Genomic DNA, 18,017 nt, shown 5'->3' with positions numbered 1-18,017 from the left:
CGGCACGATCTCTGGATCGCCACGCCCCTTCGGGGCTCGCGATGACGGGATATGGTGCGGCCACGCATGGAATGGCACCGCTCTTGCTTGCAATCGAACTGAAACAATGCTGGGACAGCGGCAGAACCGGGGCAGGGGGCGGGGCGATGGCGACGACGGAATTCGGCATGACCACGGGCGGGGTACAGGCGGACCGGCCGGATGCGACGGCGCGGCGGGCGCTGGTCGCTTCCGCGGTCGGCTATGCCATGGACGGGTTCGACCTGCTGATCCTGGGCTTCATGCTGTCGGCGGTGGCCGCCGGGCTGGCGCTGACCCCGGCCGAATCGGGGTCGCTGGTGACCGCGACGCTGATCGGCGCCGTGGCCGGCGGCATCCTGTTCGGCATGCTCAGCGATCGTCTTGGCCGGGTGCGGGTGCTGACTTGGACCATCCTGCTCTTCGCCGTCTTCACCGGCCTCTGCGCCCTGGCCCAGGGCTATTGGGACCTGCTGGCCTACCGCACCATCGCCGGCCTCGGCCTGGGCGGCGAGTTCGGCATCGGCATGGCCCTGGTGGCGGAGACCTGGCCGGCCAAGTACCGCGCCCGCGCCTCCTCCTATGTCGGGCTCGGCTGGCAGGCCGGCGTGCTGGCCGCGGCCCTGGCCACGCCGCTGCTGCTGCCGGTGATCGGCTGGCGCGGCATGTTCGCGATCGGCCTGCTGCCGGCGATCGTGTCCTTCATCGTCCGCCGCACGATCGGCGAGCCGGCGCTATTCCTCGACCGTGCCGCCCAGATACGTCAAGGACAGGCGCGCCAGGGCAATGCGCTCGGCCTCCTGGTCAAGGACGCGCGCACCACCCGGATCAGCGTCGCCGTCTTCATCCTCTGCTCGGTGCAGAACTTCGGCTATTACGGGCTGATGATCTGGCTGCCGACCTATCTGTCGACAGCCATGGGCTATTCCCTGACCAAGTCGGCGCTGTGGACGGTGGTGACCATCCTCGGCATGTGCGTCGGCATCGGCGCCTTCGGCCATCTCGCCGACCGCATCGGCCGGCGCCCAACCTTCATCCTGTTCCAGGCCGGCGCCGCGATCATGGTCGTGGTCTACGCCCAGCTCGACTCGCCGGCGGCGCTGCTGGTCGGCGGCGCGGTGATGGGGCTGTTCGTCAACGGCATGATCGGCGGCTACGGCGCACTGATCTCCGAGCTGTACCCGACCGAGGCGCGAGCGACGGCGCAGAGCGTGCTGTTCAACCTCGGCCGCGGCGTCGGCGGCTTCGGCCCGCTGGTGGTCGGGGCCTTGGCCTCCCAGTATTCCTTCAGCCTGGCGATCGGGCTGCTGGCGGTGATCTACGTGCTCGACATCGGCGCCACGCTGATGCTGCCGGAAACGCGGGGCGTGGAGCTGGAATAGGGGCACGCTGCCGGCGCCCCACCCTCATCTGTCATTTGCCGGGCTTGACCCGGCAACCCAGGGGCCACCCAGAGCGGCATCGACATTCCCTGGATGCCCGGGTCAAGCCCGGGCATGACAGGAAGGGGAGGAGCCTTACCCCACCGGCCGGGTCGCCTGCTCCAGCCAGGCGCGGTCCTCGCCCTCCAGCTGCGGGCCGACGATGTCCCACACCTTGGCGTGGTAGGCGTCCAGCCAAGCGCGCTCGACCGGGGTCAGCAGCGCCGCGTCGACCAGGGCCAGGTCGATCGGCGCGAAGGTGATGGTCTCGAACTCGTAGAAGCTGCGGCTGTCGTCGCTGAGCGCGGCGCAGGGCTGCACCACCACCAGCGTCTCGGTGCGGATGCCGTAGCGGCCGGCGGCGTAGTAGCCGGGCTCGTTCGAAAGGATCATGCCGGGCTCCAGCGCGATCGTGTTCGGCGTCTTGGAGATCCGCGCCGGCCCCTCATGCACGCTGAGATAGCTGCCGACGCCGTGGCCGGTGCCGTGGTCGAAGTCCAGCCCGTGCTCCCACAGCGGCCGGCGGGCGAAGGCGTCGATCTGCGAGCCGGTGGTGCCCTTGGGGAAGCGCAGGGTCGAGATCGCGATATGGCCCTTCAGCACCAGGGTGAAGTTCCGCCGCATCTCCTCGGTCGGCGTGCCGACGGCGATGGTGCGGGTGATGTCGGTGGTGCCGTCGCGGTACTGCCCGCCGCTGTCGACCAGATAGACATTGCCCGGCTCGATCCGCCGGTTGCTCTCGGCGCTGAAGCGGTAGTGGGGCAGGGCGGCGTTCGGGCCGGCGGCGGAGATGGTGTCGAAGCTGAGGTCGCGCAGCGCGCCGGTGGCGACGCGGAACTCCAGCAGCTTGGCGGCAGCGCCGGCCTCGTCGAGCTTGCCGGACGGCGCCTCGCGCGACAGCCAGGCCAGGAAGCGGCTCATGGCGGCGGCGTCGCGGCGATGGGCGGCGCGGGTGCCCTCCAGCTCCACCGCATTCTTACGGGCGCGGGGCAGGGCGCAGGAGTCGGCGCCGATATCGACCCTGGCGCCCTTCAGCCGGTCCTGCACCCAGGCGCTGGCCGAGGCCACGTCGATCCGCACCGCCTTGCCGGCGCGGCCCAGGGCCTCCAGCGCCTGGCCCAGGCTGGCGGGCGGCTGGATCGCCACCTCGTTGCCGAGATGGGTGTCGACGCCCGGCACCAGCTTGCGCCGGTCGATGAACAGGTCGACCAGCCCGTCGGCATGCAGCACGGCGAAGGACAGCGGCAGCGGGGTATGCGGCACGTCGGCGCCGCGCAGGTTCAACAGCCAGGCCACGCTCTCCGGCGCGCTCAGCACCACCGCGTCCAGCCGGTCGCGGCGCAACGCCTCGGCCAGCCCGGCCCGCTTGTCCCGCGCATCCTGGCCGGCGACGTCCAGCGCCTGGACGATGGTGGGAGAGATCGGGGCCGGCGGCTGGTCGGTCCACAGCGTGTCGATAGGGTTCTCCTCGACCGCCACCAGCGTGCCGCCCGCGGCCTCGACCGCCTTGCGGGCCTTATCGACCCAGGACACCGTGACCAGGCGCGGGTCGTAGCCGGCGCGGCCGCCCTTGGGCATGGCCTCCGCCAGCCAGGCCTCGTGCGGCTCCTGGTGCAGGTGCCGTCGCTCCCACAGCGCCGGGTCGGTCTGCTGCTGCGCCTGGATGGTGTAGCGGCCGTCGATGAAGATCGCGGCCCGATCGGCGGTGACCACGGCGAGGCCGGCCGATCCGGTGAAGCCGGTCAGCCAGGCCAGCCGCTCGGCCCGGGCCGGCAGGTACTCGCCCTGATGCTCGTCGGCATGCGGCACGACATAGGCGTCGAGNCCGCCAGCCAGGCCTCGTGCGGCTCCTGGGTGCAGGTGCCGTCGCTCCCACAGCGCCGGGTCGGTCTGCTGCTGCGCCTGGATGGTGTAGCGGCCGTCGATGAAGATCGCGGCCCGATCGGCGGTGACCACGGCGAGGCCGGCCGATCCGGTGAAGCCGGTCAGCCAGGCCAGCCGCTCGGCCCGGGCCGGCAGGTACTCGCCCTGATGCTCGTCGGCATGCGGCACGACATAGGCGTCGAGGCCGAGGCGGGCGAGGGCGCCGCGCAGCGCGGCCAGCCGGTCCGCCGGCTTCGGCCCGGCCGGGCGGCGGGCGGCGGCGACGGCGGCCCTGGCGGCGCGCAGCCGCTTGGCCTGGGCCTCGGTCGCGCCCGGCACCGCCAGCTCCATCCACTCCCGGTCGTCCAGCGCCGCGGGGGCGGCGACCACGCCCTCCAGCAGCTCCTGCAGCCCGGCGGCGTCATAGCGGCCGCCGGTGTCGGCGGACGCGGCGGCGAGGGCATCGGCGAGATCGGTGGTCATCGGCAGCGCGTCCGTCAGCGGGGCGGCCCGGGCTGGGCGCCGGGCGGGATGACTCCTTATCGCGCATCGGCCGGGGCGGGGGAAGCGGCCGGCATCGCCCCGCTCAACCGCCGGGAGGCCGCGTAAACCGATATGTTGCTATGCACAAATTCGATATTGCGCTGCACAAACAAGCGCGCATTCTATCAATGCGGGATCGCTATCCTGGTGATCCCTCCATCAACGACAATCTCGGAAACGTCTCCCGGAAGCTGCGTTCCTCCAGCCCGCCACGGCACCCCGTGGCGGATGTTGCAACGCAATAACCTGCACCAGCAGGAAGCGGAAACACGGGACACGATCATGGGATACCAGCTTCTCGCCACCCTCATCCGCGGCTTCTTCCGGATCCGCGGCGGCATCGACCGCAGCATGACCTATCACGAGCTGATGGAGCTGACCGACCGGCAGCTCGAGGATATCGGCCTGACCCGCAACCTGATCGAGACGGTGCTGGTCCAGGGCGACGAGGATGTCGCCGCCATGCTGCCGGAGGGCGCGGTGCGCGCCTCGCTGCAGCGCGCCGCCAACACCAACCGGCTGGCCGGCGCCGCCTGATCGGCCTGATCAGCGTTCGGCAGTCTCGGCGGCGGGCGTCTCGGGCGCCCGCGGGTCGAGGCCGATGGCGCCCTGCGTCGCCGGCTGCACCGACACGAAGCCCGGCCGCGACTCGGCCGGGGCGTGGGCCCGCCGGCTCATCCGGTAAAGGGTGAAGGCGACCAGCACCAAGTTCACCGCGCCGACGAAGGCGAACAGCGTCGGGCTGCCCAGCCGCACCATCAGCAGGCTGGCCGGTACCGGCCCGACCACAGCGCCAATGGCGTAGATCAGCAGCAGGCCGCTGGAGGTCTCGACGAACTCCCCGGCCCGGACCTGGTCGAAGGTGTGCGCCAGCGCCAGCGGATACAGCGGCAGCGAGAAGGCGCCGTAGAAGAAGGCGAGGCCGATCACCGCCGTCCCCGGCAGCCAGTCGACCGCCAGCAGGGCGATGCCGGCCGCCGCGGTGCCGATGCCGGAGATCGCGATGGTCCAGCGCCGGTCGACCCGGTCGGACAGCCGGCCCAGCGGCCATTGCCCGGCAGCGCCACCCAGCACCGCCACGCTCATGAACAGCGCCACGGTCGCGGCGTCGAAGCCGCGGGCCTGGGCGAAGACCGGCCCCAGCGACCAGAAGGCGGCGTTGCTGATGCCGACCACCAGGCAGGCCGCGGCGCCGACCGGCGAGGTCGCGACCAGCCGGGCCAGCCGCAGCCGCACAGCCTCCGGCACCGGCGGGGCGGCGATGCGGGTCATCGCGACCGGCAGCACGGCCAGGCAGATCATGATCGCGATCCAGGTGAAGGCGGCCATCGGATTGCCGGTCTCCACCCCCAGCAGCATCTGGCCGATGGTGATCGCGAGCAGGGTGACGATGGTGTAGAGCGACAGCACGGTGCCGCGGGTCCGGCTGGTGGCCTGCTCGTTCAGCCAGCTCTCGATCACCATGAACACGATGGCGAAGCAGAAGCCGGTGCCGCCGCGCAGCACGATCCAGGGCGCTGGGTGGACCAACTGCGGAAAGGACAGGGCGACCGCCGCGGCCAGCGCCGCCACCGCCGCGAAGGTGCGGACATGGCCGGCGCGGCGGACCAGATGCGGACCCAGCAGGCAGCCCAGCACGAAGCCGGCATAGTAGCCGGAGCCGAGCAGGCCGGTGACCACCGTGCCGAAGCCGGCATCGGTCGCCCGCACCGCCACCAGCACCGCCTGCAGGCCGTTGCCGCACAGCATCAGCCCGACCCCGGCCAGGAGCGCGGCGACGGAAGAGAGCACGGCGGACATGGGATCGACCTCGGCGGCACCGGCGACGGAGAATCCCGCCGCCGGAGACTCAGCCTAGGCCGGGCAATCGCCCGGATTTTGTCCGAAAGCGACAGCCGCTGCGCCGCGCCGTCGCTCCAAGGCGATAGGCGCTGAGATAAGGGGATGGGCCGGCGCCGCCCCCTCACCCGAAATCGCGGGTCGCGATTTCGACCTCTCCCCAGGGGAGAGGTAAACCTTCCCTCTCCTTGGGGAGAGGGAGGGGCCCATTCGCGTTGGCGAATGGGAGGGTGAGGGGGGATTCGGACCGTGCCGTCGAGCCTCAGCGCCCCAGCTCGTGCAGATATGCGGCCCGGGCGGCCACGCCGGCATTGGTGAAGTCGGTGAACACGCCGTCGATGCCCAGGCGGAAGAACTTCAGGTATTCGGCCTGCGGGTCGCCCTTGTAGTCGCCGGCCAGGTACTTGCCCTCGTTGCGGAAGGTGAAGACATGGACGAACAGCCCCGCCTTGTGGGCATCGGCCACCAGGCTGGTCGGCGGCTGGGTCGTGGCCTGCGGGGTCGACCCGGTGAAGGCGGTGCCGTCCGCATTCTTGTCCTGCCAGGGCACGACCTTCAGCGGCACGATCTGCGGCTTCCACGGGCCGATGCCGTCGGCATAGGTCTTGATCTCGGCCAGGCCTTCCGGCGTCAGCATCGCGTCGAACCAGCGCGGGTCGCCGGCCACGGTCCAGTCATAGGGCCGGCTGTCGACCACCTCGTTGTAGACCACGGCGCCGGTCCTGTAGTCGATGTCGTAGCCGTCGATCAGCTGCACCACCTTGGTCTTCAGCCCGTGGGCGCGCAGGTATTTCAGGCTGCCGGGCTCGAAGCTCTGCACGAAGATCGGCGCGTCCTTGGCGTTCAGCCCGTTGGCGTCGAGGATCTTCAGCAGCGCATCCTCCAGCGGCCGGCTGCCCGGCGCGCCGCAGCCATTGGCGATCGCCTGCTCGTTGTTCCAGGTCGGGTTCTTGGTCTCGGGATAGACCGAGATCGTCCGGCCGGTCTCCTGGCTCTTCGCCTTGGCGATGTCGATGATCTCCTGGAAGGTCAGGATCGGGAACTTGCCGTTGAACTCCGCCGGGCGCAGGGCGGCGGCGTCGAAGGTGGTGCCGCCCAGCCACTGCTTCAGCTCGGCCGCGGTGAAGTCGGTGATGGCCCAGTCGCGGGTGTGGTCCTCGCCGTCGACGATCAGCGACTTCAGCACCGACTTGGGATCCTTCGGGTCGGTCAGGTCGGTCAGATATTCCGATGGACCGCTGGTCGGGGTCTGGGCCCAGGCGACCTTGACCATGACGCCCGGCACGGTGCGCTTGCGCGCCGCGACCTCCGGGTTGGTCTTCGCCACCTCGGCGATGTTGGTGTTGTCGCTCAGCCAGGGGTTGTGCCGCGCCACCAGGACGCAGTCCCGGGTCAGGTGCAAATCCTCCTCCAGCGCGTCGGTGCCCAGCGCCGCCGCCATGTCGTAGGAGGGCTGGGTCTCCTCCGGCATCAGGCCGGGCAGGCCGCGATGGCCGATCACCAGCGGCGGCTTGCCGTCGAGGGTCTGGAAGGGCTGCGGATCGGCAGCGAGGATCGTGCGGCCGCCGGCGGCCAGGGCGACGGCGGCGAGGGCGATCAGCGAGACGGGGCGGAGGCTTCCCATGCGGGGCGACCTTTGGCTGGGGCAGGGTGAACGCGCCCCAGGCTAGAGCGCCGGCCATGACGCATCCGTGACTCCGCCGGTGGAATCCGCGGCGCCGAAGATGAAGTTTTGGCAATGTTCGGGCAGCGAACCGTCGCCGGCGGAGCGCAGTCCTCAGCCCAGGATCAGCGTCGGCCAGCCGCGGATCGGGATCTTGTCCTGCAGCGTCAGGCGCTGCAGCCGGTGCGCGGCCTGCACCTGCGGCGCCTGGCGCTCCAGCAGCCCGGCCAGGATCGCGACGCCGCCCGGCGCCAGGTGGCGGCGCAGATCGTCCGCCATCGCCATCAGCGGCCGGGCCAGGATGTTGGCGATGATCAGGTCGTAGGGCCCGTGCTCGGCCACCACCCGGCTGGCATAGCCGTTCGAGACCACGGCGGTGATCCGGTCCGACAGCCTGTTGATCCGGGCGTTGATGCGGGTGACCCGGATCGATTCCGGGTCGATGTCGGCGGCCAGCACCGGGGCGTGGAACAGCCGCGCGGCGGCGAAGGACAGGATGCCGGTGCCGCAGCCCATGTCCAGGATGCGGTGGAAGCGGCGGCGGCGTGACAGCCGGTCCAGCGCCCGCAGGCAGCCCTCGGTGGTCGGGTGCTCGCCGGAGCCGAAGGCGGTGGCGGCGTCGATGCACAGCGGGATGGTGCCGGGCGGCGGCGCATCCTCGATATGCGAGCCATGGATGAAGAAGCGGCCGATGCGCAGCGGCGGGAAGGCCTGGTAGGTGGCGGCCAGCCAGTCGGTCGGCGGCACCTTCTCCACCACCGGCGCCGGCAGGGCGACGCCCAGCATGCTCTCGACCAGGGCCAGCCGCGCGGCCAGCATCGTCTCGTCCGGCGGGGCGCGGTCGATCCCCTCGATCACCCAGTCGCCGCCCTCCTCGATCTCGAAAGCCGCGACCGAGGCGAAGATATCGTCGAAGGCGGTCTGCACGTCGTCGCCGATCTCGGCGCTGACGACGATGCTGGTGCGCCAGGCGGCGGCGGCTTCGGAGGGGACGGTGCGGCTCATCAAGGGTCCAGAGGGCAGGGGTCTGTGCTCGGCCGCACAGTATCGGGCCGGCCGCCGGATTGCATCCGCGTTGTCGCCCCCGTCCGTTCTAGCGAGTTTGGTGGTATTTTGCGCAACTTATAGGTGTTGACGCCGACGGGGCCGCGAGCGGTCATGGTTGCGACCGGCCCGCCTCGCCGCGCAGGCGCAGGACCGGCCTGCCAAGATCCGCGCGGAATGGAGGCGTCATGACACCGGACCAGATCAGGCAGGGGGCCACCGGCCAGGCCGGCACCTCGCCCACGCCCTTCGCGATCAGCTATCTGCAGCTGTGCCAGATCTCGTATTTCTCGACCGACCAGATCGCCGAGGCGGTCCCCGGCATGCCGCCGCCGGGGGAGAACGCGCCGGACTCCTCGATCGGCAGTTGGAGCGTCGTCTGGGGCCCGGCCAAGGACTGGGACGACAGCAACCTCGCCTATGCCGCGGCCTACACCGACGCGGCGTCGAACGTGCCGGTGCTGCTGGTGGTCTGCCTGCGCGGCACCGACGTCCATGTCGACGACCCCTGGGGCATCCTCAAGCAGTTGTTCGAGGATCTGCGGGTGCCCGACCAGGTGGCGCTGCCCTGGGCGCCCTCCACCGAGACGGCGCGGATCGCCAAGGGCACCCTCTCGGCGCTCGAGGTCATCCAGAAGCTCAGCTCGAACGGCCAGACGCTGGCGGAGTTCGTGCCCGGCTATCTGAACGCCAACCAGCAGCCGGTGCTGGTCGTCACCGGCCACAGCCTGGGCGGGGCGCTGACCACCGTCGTGGCGCCCTGGCTGCAGAGCCTCGGCACCATCACCACCCAGATCGTCCCCGCCACCTTCGCCGCGCCGACCGCCGGCAATGCCGACTTCGCCACGCTGTTCGCCCAGGACTTCACCTATTCGATGCGCTACTGGAACGACTACGACATCGTCCCGAATGCGTGGTGGAACCTGCCGGGGATCGCGACGATCTACCAGCCCTGCGACCTGACGCCGCCCGGCTTCGTCACCGACGGGCTGACCCGTTTCGAGAACGAGCTGAAGGGCGTCAGCTATGTCCAGCCCGCCTTGAACACCCAGCTCTCCGGCGCCTGCAGCAGCCTTGGCACCAGCTGGGTCGACCAGGCCGGCGTGCAGCACAGCACCCACACCTACATGGCGCCGCTGGGCGGCACCAACATCATGCCGCCGGGCGGGACGGCGGTGCCGTCGATCGTCGACTACAGGCCCAGTTGACCAAGCGTCTTGTTGCCTCTCCCGCTTGCGAGACCTTTTCAGAATCCCTCAATCCGTCATCCCCGCGAAAGCGGGGATCTCGTAACGCTCTGACTGGAAAGAGATTCCCGCTTTCGCGGGAATGACAGCAAAGGGATGGATTGCTGTTCTGAAAAGGTCCCGCTTGCGGGAGAGGTCGGAGACGCGAAGCGGCTCCGGGTGAGGGGATTTCGTCGAGGCCTGGGCCAGCCCTCACCCGGTCTCGCTACGCGAGCCCGACCTCTCCCGCGTCCGGCGGGAGAGGCAATTCGACCATCTCGATGTCGTCTGCTCCAGGATCCGCCGACAGCGGCCCGAACGCCTCGTCGAAGAAGGCGACCAGCCGCTCATACAGCACGCGGCAATTGCCCGGCTTGACGATGCCGTGGCCCTCATCCGGGAACAGCAGCGTCTCATAGGGGATGCCGCGGGCATCCAGCTCGGCCCGCATGATCTCGACATGCTCCGGCGTCACATTGGGGTCGGTCAGGCCCTGGACGATCAGCAGGGCTCCCTCGATCCGGTCGACGGCATGGATCGGCGACCGCTCGCGGTACTTCTGCGGCAGCTCGTCCGGCGTGCCGCCCATCATCGCCTCGGAATAGGGGCGCAGGTCGGGCCGGGTGGTCCAGTAGTCGGTGACCAGGTCGGTCATGCCGCAGATCGGGGCCGAGGCGGCGATCACCTCGCGCGGGAAATGCGTGATCGCCCACCAGGCGGAATAGCCGCCATAGGACAGGCCGGTGATGCCGACCCGGCCCGGCCGGGCCAGACCGGCATTCATCAGCGCCAGGATGCCGGTGCGGATGTCCTCCTGCTCGCGGCCGCCCCAGCCATCCGCCTTGATCGCCTCCTGGAAGGCCAGGCCCAGCCCGGTGCTGCCGCGGTAGTTCGGCTGCAGCACATGGAAGCCGGCACGGCACAGCGCCTGCGGGATCGGATCGAAGCGGCCGTCGTAATGCGCGGTCGGCCCGCCATGGACATGGATCACGGCGCCGCGCGCCTCGCCCTTGGCGCGGTACAGCCAGCCCTGGATTCGCAGCCCGTCGACCGAATGCCACCAGAAGGGCTCGGCCGGGCTCAGCTCCGCCGGGTCGGGCAGGGAGCCTTCGGGCAGCGGCGTCAGCTCATGCGCGGTCAGCAGGTCCGGCGCCTCGGCCGCCAGGGTGACGACCGACGTCGGCGCCGTGGCCCGGCCGCGCTCCAGTACCCAGCGGCCATCCGGCAGCGGCGCGATCGGGCGCAGGATGTCGCCGCCGCGGAACACCGGGGCGTAGGCGCCGGTGCCGATGTCCAGAAAGCCGGCCTCGTCCCGCGCCGCGCTGGATTCGATCACCACCAGCCGGTCGCTATCGGCCTGAGACGGCCAGCGCACATGCTCGACCGGGATCGCCGGGTCATCGACCAGCCAGCGCAGCTCGTCTTTGGCGACATCGATCAGCCCCAGCCGCTTGTGCGACGGCCCCTCGGCGACGAAGGCGATGCGGCTACCGTCCGGCGACCACACGCCCTCGGCCTTGGCCGGGCCGCCGGGGTTGTACAGCTCGCGGTCCGTGCCGGTCTCCAGCTCGTACACCCACAGCGCCCGGCCGCTGGGGTGGTGATCGTTGCGCAGATACAGGATGCGGCGGCCGGTCGGGTCCAGCTTCGGCATCAGCTTGCAGGAGCGCAGCGGCGAGGCGAGGACGCGCTGCGTACCGGTGGCGATGTCGTGCTCGTACAGATGCAGGATGTCGCCGCCCAGCCCGGTGGCCGGGTCGCGGCTGGCGGCATAGATCAGCCGGCGCCCGTCCGGATGCTGCTGGGCGGTGTAGACGTAGTAGCCCGGCCGGTCCGGCAGCAGCGCCTCGGCCGGCCGCGCGGGGTCGAGCCAGACCCGCTGCAGTCCGACTTGCTCCTCGCCGTCGCGGCGGCGGGCGACGATCAGGGCCTGGCTGTCCGGCGCCCAACTGAAGCTGTCGCAATCCCAGCCGGAGAACGGCTCCAGCAGCAGGCGTGGCGCCACGTCGCCGGCGGTCGGGGCGACCCAGGGGCCGTTGCCCTCGGCCTTGCCGTTCCACAGCCAGGCCACCCAGCGCCCGTCCGGCGACACGGCCGGGAACAGCAGCCGTGGTGCTGCGATCAGGCGGTCCAGGAAGCCGGGATCGATGCTCATGACGGAAATGCTACTCCAGCGGCGGCAGGTCGGGATATGGCGCCGGACGCATGGCGGGCGCGGCGCGGTCAGGCCGGGACGCCGGCCAGCTCCTCGACCCGGTGGCAGGCCGCGCGGTGGCCGGGGTCGAAATCGCGCAGCACCGGCGCGGCCCGGGCGCAGAGGTCCACGGCATGCGGGCAGCGGGTGCGGAAGGCGCAGCCGGAGGGCGGGTTGATCGGCGACGGCGTGTCGCCCTGCAGCACCACCCGCCGGCGCTGCCGCGCCCGCACCGGGTCCGGCACCGGCACGGCGGAGAGCAGCGCCTGGGCATAGGGGTGCAGGGGCCGGGCGAAGAAGGCGTCGCGGCCGGCGATCTCGGCCTCCCGCCCCAGATACAGCACCATCACCCGGTCGCTGATGTGCCGCACCACGCTCATATTGTGCGAGATGAAGATCAGCGCCATGCCCATCTCCCGCCGCAGCCGCATCAGCAGGTTGACGATCTGGGCCTGGATCGAGACGTCCAGCGCCGACACCGGCTCGTCGCAGACGATCAGCTTCGGCCGCAGGATGATGGCGCGGGCGATGCCGATGCGCTGGCACTGGCCGCCGGAGAATTCATGCGGATAGCGGTGGGCCAGGGCGGGAGACAGGCCGACCTGGCGCATCGCCTCGTTGACCCGGGCCGCGACCTCGGCCCGCTTCAGCTCGGGGTGGAAGGTGCGCAGCGGCCGGCCGATGATCTGGGCCACGGTCATGCGCGGGTCCAGCGAGGCCAGCGGGTCCTGGAAGATGATCTGCATGTCCCGCCGCCGCGGCCGCAGCGCATCCTCCGGCAGGCCGGTCACGTCGCTGCCGTTCCAGGCAATGGTGCCGGCGGTGGGCGGGATCAGCTTCAGCACCGCCCGGCCCAAGGTGGACTTGCCGCAGCCGGATTCGCCGACCACCGCCAGCACCTCGCCCGGCGCCAGGTCGAAGGACACGTCGTCCACCGCCTTCACCACCAGCGGCGGCCCGCCCAGCAGCCCGGCCGAGAGCGGGAAATGGACCTTCAGGTTGCGGACCGACAGCACCGGGGTCATGGCACCAGCTCCGGCACGGCGGCGGGTTGCGGCAGCGGCCGGTGGCAGGCGACGACGCGGCCGTCTCCGTCCCGGGCCGGCAGCAGCGGCGGCATGGTGGCGGTGCAGGCGTCGACCCTTCGGTCGCAGCGCGGGGCGAAGGGGCAGCCCGGCAGGTCGCCGGATGCCGCGCGCGGCTGGCCCGGGATTACCCGCAGCTCGCCCTCCGTCCCCTCCAGGTCCGGCGTCGAATCCAAAAGGCCGCGCGTGTAGGGATGGGCCGGGTCGGCGAAGAGCGGCTCGACCGGCGCAGCCTCCATCACCTTGCCGCCGTAGAGCACCAGCACCCGGTCGCACATCTCGGCGACGACGCCGAGGTCGTGAGTCACCAGGATCACCGCCGTCCCCAGCTCGCGCACCAGGCCGCGCAGCAGATCCAGCACCTGGGCCTGGACGGTGACGTCCAGCGCCGTGGTCGGCTCGTCGGCCAAGAGGATGCGCGGGTTGCACAAGAGGGCCATGGCGATCATCACCCGCTGGCGCATGCCGCCCGACAGCTCATGCGGGTACTGCCGCATCCGTTTCGCCGGATCGGGGATCTTCACCCGGTCCAGCATCCGGGTGGCCGTCTCCCAGGCCTGCTTCTTCTTCATGCCCTGGTGGCGGATCAGCACCTCGGTCAGCTGCGCCCCGACGCGGTGATAGGGGTTCAGCGAGGTCATCGGGTCCTGGAAGATCATGGTCATGGCCGACCCGCGCAGGCGGTCCAGCCCACGCCGGTCCAGCGCCAGCAGGTCCTGCCCCTCGAAGCGGATCCGGCCGGTGGCGGCGCCGTTGCCGGCCAAGAGGCCCATGATCGACAGCAGGATCTGGCTCTTGCCCGATCCGCTCTCGCCGACGATGCCCAGCACCTCGCCGCGGCGGACCGTGAAGTCGACGCCATCCACCGCCACGGCCTCGCCCCGGCGGGTCCGGAAACGGATGCCGAGGCCCTCGACGGAGAGCAGGGGATCAGCGCTCATTGGGGTCGAAGGCATCGCGCAGCCCGTCGGCGACGAAGTTCATGCAGAACAGGGTCAGGGCCAAGGCCAGGCCCGGCAGGATCAGCATATGCGGATCGGTCTCGATCTTGGCCTGGCCCTCGCTGATCAGCACGCCCCAGCTGGTCTCCGGCGCCTGCACGCCGAGGCCGAGGAAGCTGAGCAGGGATTCGCTCAGGATCACGTCGGGGATCAGCAGGCTGGAATAGACGATCACCACGCCGACGCAGTTCGGCATGATGTGCTTCAGCACGATCTGCCGCTTGGTCATGCCGCCGGCGCGCGCCGCCTCGATGAACTCGCGGTTGCGCAGCGCGATGGCCTGGGCGCGGACGATGCGCGACGGCGTCAGCCACAGCGACAGCACCACGGCGATGATCACGGCGGTGCTGCCGCGGCCCAGCGCCATGCTGATCAGGATGACCTGGAAGATATAGGGGATGCCGTACAGCACATCGACGATGCGCATCATCACCTGGTCGACCACGCCTCCGAGGAAGCCGGCGACCGACCCCCAGGTGACGCCGATGGCCACCGCGATCAGCGTCGCCACCAGGCCGATGATCAGCGACACTTGGCCGCCGGCCATGATCCGCAGCAGCAGGTCGCGGCCCAGGTCGTCGGTGCCGAAGGGATAGGCCGAGAACAGGTCCAAGGGCGCGTTCATCGCCTCGAAATTGGCGTCGTCCGGCTCGTAGCTGTACAAGAGCGGCCCGCCGAAGCAGAAGATCACGATCAGGATCAGGATGGCCAGGCTGGCCACGGCGGCCCGGTTGGCGCGGAACCGGCGCAGCGCCTCGCGCAGCGGGCTGACGCCCTCGGCGCCCTCTGTCGGCAAGGCGAGATCGGCAGGGACGTCGGTCATGTGCGCGACCTTGGGTCCAGCAGCATCTGCGCCACGTCGGTCACCATGTTGAATAGGATGATGCAGCTGCCATAGACCAGCGTGACCCCCATCACCATGGTGTAGTCGCGGCTGATCGCGCTCTCGACGAAGTAGCGGCCGATGCCGGGCACGGCGAAGATGGTCTCGATCACCATCGACCCGGTGATCAGCCCGGCGGTGGCGGGGCCGAGATACGCGATCACCGGGATCATGGCGCCGCGGATGGCGTGGTGGGTCAGCACCCGCCATTCGCCCACGCCCTTGGCCCGGGCGGTGCGTATGTAGTTGCTGCGCAGCGTCTCGATCATGGCGCCGCGGGTCAGCCGGGCGACATAGGCGATGTTGGGCAGCGCCATCGCCACCACCGGCAGCACCATCGACCGCCAGCCATTGTCCCAGCCCGCCACCGGCACCAGGCTCAGCATCAGGGCGAAGACGATCTGCAGGATCGGCGCCATGACGAAGGTCGGCACCACGATGCCGCCCATGGCGACGGCGCTGACCAGGTTGTCCAGCGGGCCGTTGCGCCGCAGCGCCGCGACCACGCCCAGGGTGACGCCGGCGACGGCGTAGAGCAGCGTGGCCCACAGCCCGATCTGCAGCGAGATCGGCAGGCCGTGGCCGATCAGCTGCGTCACCGTGTATTCGCGGTAGTACATCGACTGGCCGAAATCGAGCCGCAGGATGTCGCCCAGGAAGCGGAGGTACTGCTGCCACAGCGGCTCGTTCAGGTGGAACTGCGCCTCCATCCGGGCGATCAGCGCCGGCGGCAGCTTCTTCTCGCCGTCGAAGGGCCCGCCCGGCGCGAACCGGATGACGAAGAAGGTGATCGTCGCCAGCGCGAACAGCGTCGGCACGCTGCCCAGCATGCGGCGAAGGACGGACAAGACCATCGGCCCTGGTGGCTCCCTGTCTCTGCTCTGGCGGAGGGAACCCCCTCCCCCTAGCCCCCTCCCGCGAGGGGAGGGGGGACTCAAGATAACTGCTCCCTCGGAGGGAACGACCCCAACAGAACCGTCATGTCCCCCCTCCCCCTGCGGGAGGGGGACAGGGGGAGGGGGGTGTCGATCGAAGGACTCCGGAGCCTACTTCTCGATGCTCAGGAACTTCGACATCGGATGGCCGATCGGGTTGGCGCCCCAGCCCTTGACGTAGGTCTGGACCAGCAGGTTGTCGCTCGACACCGTGATCGGGATGAACACGTACTGGTCCAGCATCCGCTGCTCGGCCTGGCCCAGCGTCTCGTAGAACTTGGCCTTGTCGGCGGCGACGGCGTTGGCCTGGTCCATCAGCTTCTCGTACTCGTCGTCCTTCCAGTGATAGCTCGCCGTGCCGCTGTAGCGCAGCGCGTCCAGCCAGGTCTTGGCCTGCGGATAGTCGCCGCCATAGCTGTCCATGCAGACCTGCCAATTGCCGGTGTGCAGCTTCTCCAGCCAGGTCTTCACCTCGGTCAGGTCCAGCTTGGTGCGGACGCCCAGATTCTGCTTCCACATCGCGACGATACCCTCGACCCGCCGCTTGCTGGCGGCGCTGGACGGGCCGATGATCTCGATCTCCAGCGGCTTGTCCGGGCCGTAGCCGGCCTCGGCCAGCAGCTTTTTGGCCTCGGCCAGGCGTTCTTCCTTGCTCAGCCCGGCCTCCTGCACGCGGCCGGGCTTGTAGCTGGGATCCTGGTTGATCGAGAAGGTGACCATCGGCACGTTGCCGGCCTTCTCGATCTTCTCCTGCAGGAAGTCGCGGTCGATGGCATAGGCCAGCGCCTTGCGCACGCGGATGTCGGACAGCGGGCCGGCATCGGGCTGGAAGCTCAGATACTTCATGCCCAGCGTCGGGTTCTGGTGCAGCTCCTGCGGCCGCTCCGCCTTCAGCTTCTCGATCTGGTCGGACGGCACCGTCATGGTGCTGTCCAGCTCGCCGGCCAGGTAGCGCTTCAGCTCGGTCGAGGCGTCCTCGGTGACGTGGTAGACGACCGTGTCGATCTTGACGTTGGCCGCATCCCAGTAGTTCGGGTTCTTGACCAGCACCACCTTCGACTGCGGCACGTATTCCTTCAGCATGTAGGCGCCGTTGCTGACGAACAGCTCCGGCCGGGTGTAGTCCAGCTTGTTGCCGGCGGCCTTGAGGCTCGGCTCATGCACCGGCGCGGTGGTGTGGAAATCCAGGATGTAGGGCGCGTCCGGCATCGGGTAGTCGAGCGTCAGCACCACCGTGCGGTCGTCCGGCGCCGCAGCGCCCAGCTGGCTCGCATCCGTCAGCTTGCCCTCGTTGAACGGCTTGCTGTTCTTGATCGGCAGCACGGCGGTCAGATAGTAGGCGTGCTCCGACGCCGTCGCGGGGTCGATGGCGCGGATGATGCCGCGCACGAAATCCGCCGCCACCATCGGGTCGCCATTCGACCATTTCAGCCCGGGCCGCAGATGGAAGGTCCAGGTCAGGCCGTCGGCGCTGGTCTCCCACTTCTCCGCCGCGCCCGGCTGCGGGTTGCCCTGTGGGTCCAGGATCAGCAGCGCCTCGAACAGGTCGGCGATGATGTAGTTCTCGCGCGCGCCGTTGTTCAGCTGCGGGTCCAGGGTCGACGGCGCGCTGCCGAAGCCGCGGTTCAGCACCGTCTCCGCCGCCGCCGGGCCGGCCAGGGCCCCGGCGGATACCGCCAGGCACAAGGCCAGCGCCATGGCCGATTTGTTCAGAAAGCTCATGCAAACCCCCAGTGTCGTGATCCCCCGCGCCGAGGCGGCGCCGCGGTCCCGGTCCTGCCGGGCTTCTCTTGCCTTCCTGCCTCAGCGTCTTGCGGGGATGGTCCGCCCCGCCGGTCGCGATTTGGGCAGGCGGCCGTCGCTCCTGACAAGGCCCGAAAGCGACGGAGGCCTGAACTTCAGGTTATCGGGGCGGGAGCCGCGGCATGTCGGGCCTGGGACTGGGCCGACCTGTCCGCTAGGGTTTCGCCGGACGATTCGCGAGGAGCCGGGAAGATGAAGACGCGTGCCGCAGTGGCTGTCGCCGCAGGGAAGCCGCTGGAGATCCTGGAGGTGGACCTGGAGGGTCCGAAGTTCGGCGAGGTTCTGGTCGAGATCAAGGCGACCGGGATCTGCCACACGGACGAGTTCACGCTGTCGGGGGCGGATCCGGAGGGGCTGTTCCCGTCGATCCTGGGGCATGAGGGCGCGGGCGTGGTGGTCGATGTGGGGCTGGGGGTGACCAGCCTGCAGAAGGGCGACCATGTGATCCCCTTGTACACGCCGGAATGCCGGCAATGCCCGTCCTGCCTGTCGCGCAAGA

At 70.0% G+C, this 18,017-nt stretch carries 14 protein-coding genes; 4 read left to right on the top strand and 10 right to left on the bottom strand.

The annotated features are described in order from the left end of the window. The first annotated feature begins 146 nt into the window (after positions 1 to 146). Positions 147 to 1,400, top strand: coding sequence for an MFS transporter (locus BWR60_RS20955; protein ID WP_230983128.1), 1,254 nt, complete (start codon positions 147 to 149; stop codon positions 1,398 to 1,400). 135 nt (positions 1,401 to 1,535) lie between these two features. Here the strand turns inward: BWR60_RS20955 and BWR60_RS20950 are convergent, their stop codons facing one another. Then, a complete protein-coding gene (locus tag BWR60_RS20950; RefSeq protein ID WP_429913033.1) occupies positions 1,536 to 3,653 on the bottom strand; it encodes an aminopeptidase P family protein in 2,118 nt (705 codons plus the stop codon). Between the two features lie 474 nt (positions 3,654 to 4,127). On the opposite strand from BWR60_RS20950, the gene BWR60_RS37155 reads away from it, so the two are divergent. Next, positions 4,128 to 4,382, top strand: a complete 255-nt coding sequence (locus tag BWR60_RS37155) for a DUF1127 domain-containing protein (protein WP_179221872.1) — start codon at positions 4,128 to 4,130, stop codon at positions 4,380 to 4,382. A gap of 9 nt (positions 4,383 to 4,391) precedes the next feature. Here BWR60_RS37155 and BWR60_RS20940 read toward each other — a convergent pair whose 3' ends face one another. The 3 genes from BWR60_RS20940 to BWR60_RS20930 form a co-directional block, all read right to left on the bottom strand. Beyond that, entirely contained in the window at positions 4,392 to 5,645 is a 1,254-nt protein-coding gene (locus tag BWR60_RS20940; protein WP_088152957.1) for an MFS transporter, read from the bottom strand. Between the two features lie 301 nt (positions 5,646 to 5,946). Continuing rightward, entirely contained in the window at positions 5,947 to 7,308 is a 1,362-nt protein-coding gene (locus tag BWR60_RS20935; RefSeq protein ID WP_088152956.1) for a glycerophosphodiester phosphodiesterase family protein, read from the bottom strand. 153 nt (positions 7,309 to 7,461) lie between these two features. Then, entirely contained in the window at positions 7,462 to 8,352 is an 891-nt protein-coding gene (locus BWR60_RS20930; RefSeq protein WP_088152955.1) for a 50S ribosomal protein L11 methyltransferase, read from the bottom strand. Between the two features lie 227 nt (positions 8,353 to 8,579). Between BWR60_RS20930 and BWR60_RS20925 the strand changes: the two genes are divergently transcribed. Further along, a complete protein-coding gene (locus tag BWR60_RS20925; protein ID WP_088152954.1) occupies positions 8,580 to 9,599 on the top strand; it encodes a lipase family protein in 1,020 nt (339 codons plus the stop codon). Positions 9,600 to 9,843: 244 nt separating this feature from the next. Here BWR60_RS20925 and BWR60_RS20920 read toward each other — a convergent pair whose 3' ends face one another. The 6 genes from BWR60_RS20920 to BWR60_RS20895 form a co-directional block, all read right to left on the bottom strand. Then, positions 9,844 to 11,772: a S9 family peptidase gene (locus BWR60_RS20920; protein ID WP_088152953.1), complete on the bottom strand. Its 1,929-nt coding sequence runs from the start codon at positions 11,770 to 11,772 to the stop codon at positions 9,844 to 9,846. A gap of 68 nt (positions 11,773 to 11,840) precedes the next feature. Then, entirely contained in the window at positions 11,841 to 12,836 is a 996-nt protein-coding gene (locus BWR60_RS20915; RefSeq protein ID WP_088152952.1) for an ABC transporter ATP-binding protein, read from the bottom strand. Next, positions 12,833 to 13,837, bottom strand: a complete 1,005-nt coding sequence (locus BWR60_RS20910; protein WP_088152951.1) for an ABC transporter ATP-binding protein — start codon at positions 13,835 to 13,837, stop codon at positions 12,833 to 12,835. The genes BWR60_RS20915 and BWR60_RS20910 overlap by 4 nt, the downstream gene beginning before the upstream one ends. After that, positions 13,827 to 14,720: an ABC transporter permease gene (locus BWR60_RS20905; RefSeq protein ID WP_088152950.1), complete on the bottom strand. Its 894-nt coding sequence runs from the start codon at positions 14,718 to 14,720 to the stop codon at positions 13,827 to 13,829. Before BWR60_RS20905 ends, BWR60_RS20910 begins: the two co-directional genes overlap by 11 nt. Further along, positions 14,717 to 15,634 (bottom strand): ABC transporter permease, encoded by a 918-nt coding sequence (locus BWR60_RS20900; RefSeq protein WP_088152949.1) that lies wholly within the window; start codon positions 15,632 to 15,634, stop codon positions 14,717 to 14,719. Before BWR60_RS20900 ends, BWR60_RS20905 begins: the two co-directional genes overlap by 4 nt. A gap of 192 nt (positions 15,635 to 15,826) precedes the next feature. Beyond that, positions 15,827 to 17,437, bottom strand: a complete 1,611-nt coding sequence (locus BWR60_RS20895) for a peptide ABC transporter substrate-binding protein (protein ID WP_088152948.1) — start codon at positions 17,435 to 17,437, stop codon at positions 15,827 to 15,829. Positions 17,438 to 17,710: 273 nt separating this feature from the next. Here BWR60_RS20895 and BWR60_RS20890 point away from each other — a divergent pair. Then, the coding region (locus BWR60_RS20890) for an alcohol dehydrogenase catalytic domain-containing protein (protein ID WP_179221871.1) at positions 17,711 to 18,017 on the top strand (307 nt) is incomplete at its 3' end.

It is taken from the genome of Inquilinus limosus (assembly GCF_002195995.1).
Lineage (GTDB): Bacteria > Pseudomonadota > Alphaproteobacteria > DSM-16000 > Inquilinaceae > Inquilinus > Inquilinus limosus_C.
The sequence above is the reverse complement of the archived record's forward strand: the minus strand, read 5'-3'. Positions and strand labels throughout refer to the sequence as shown.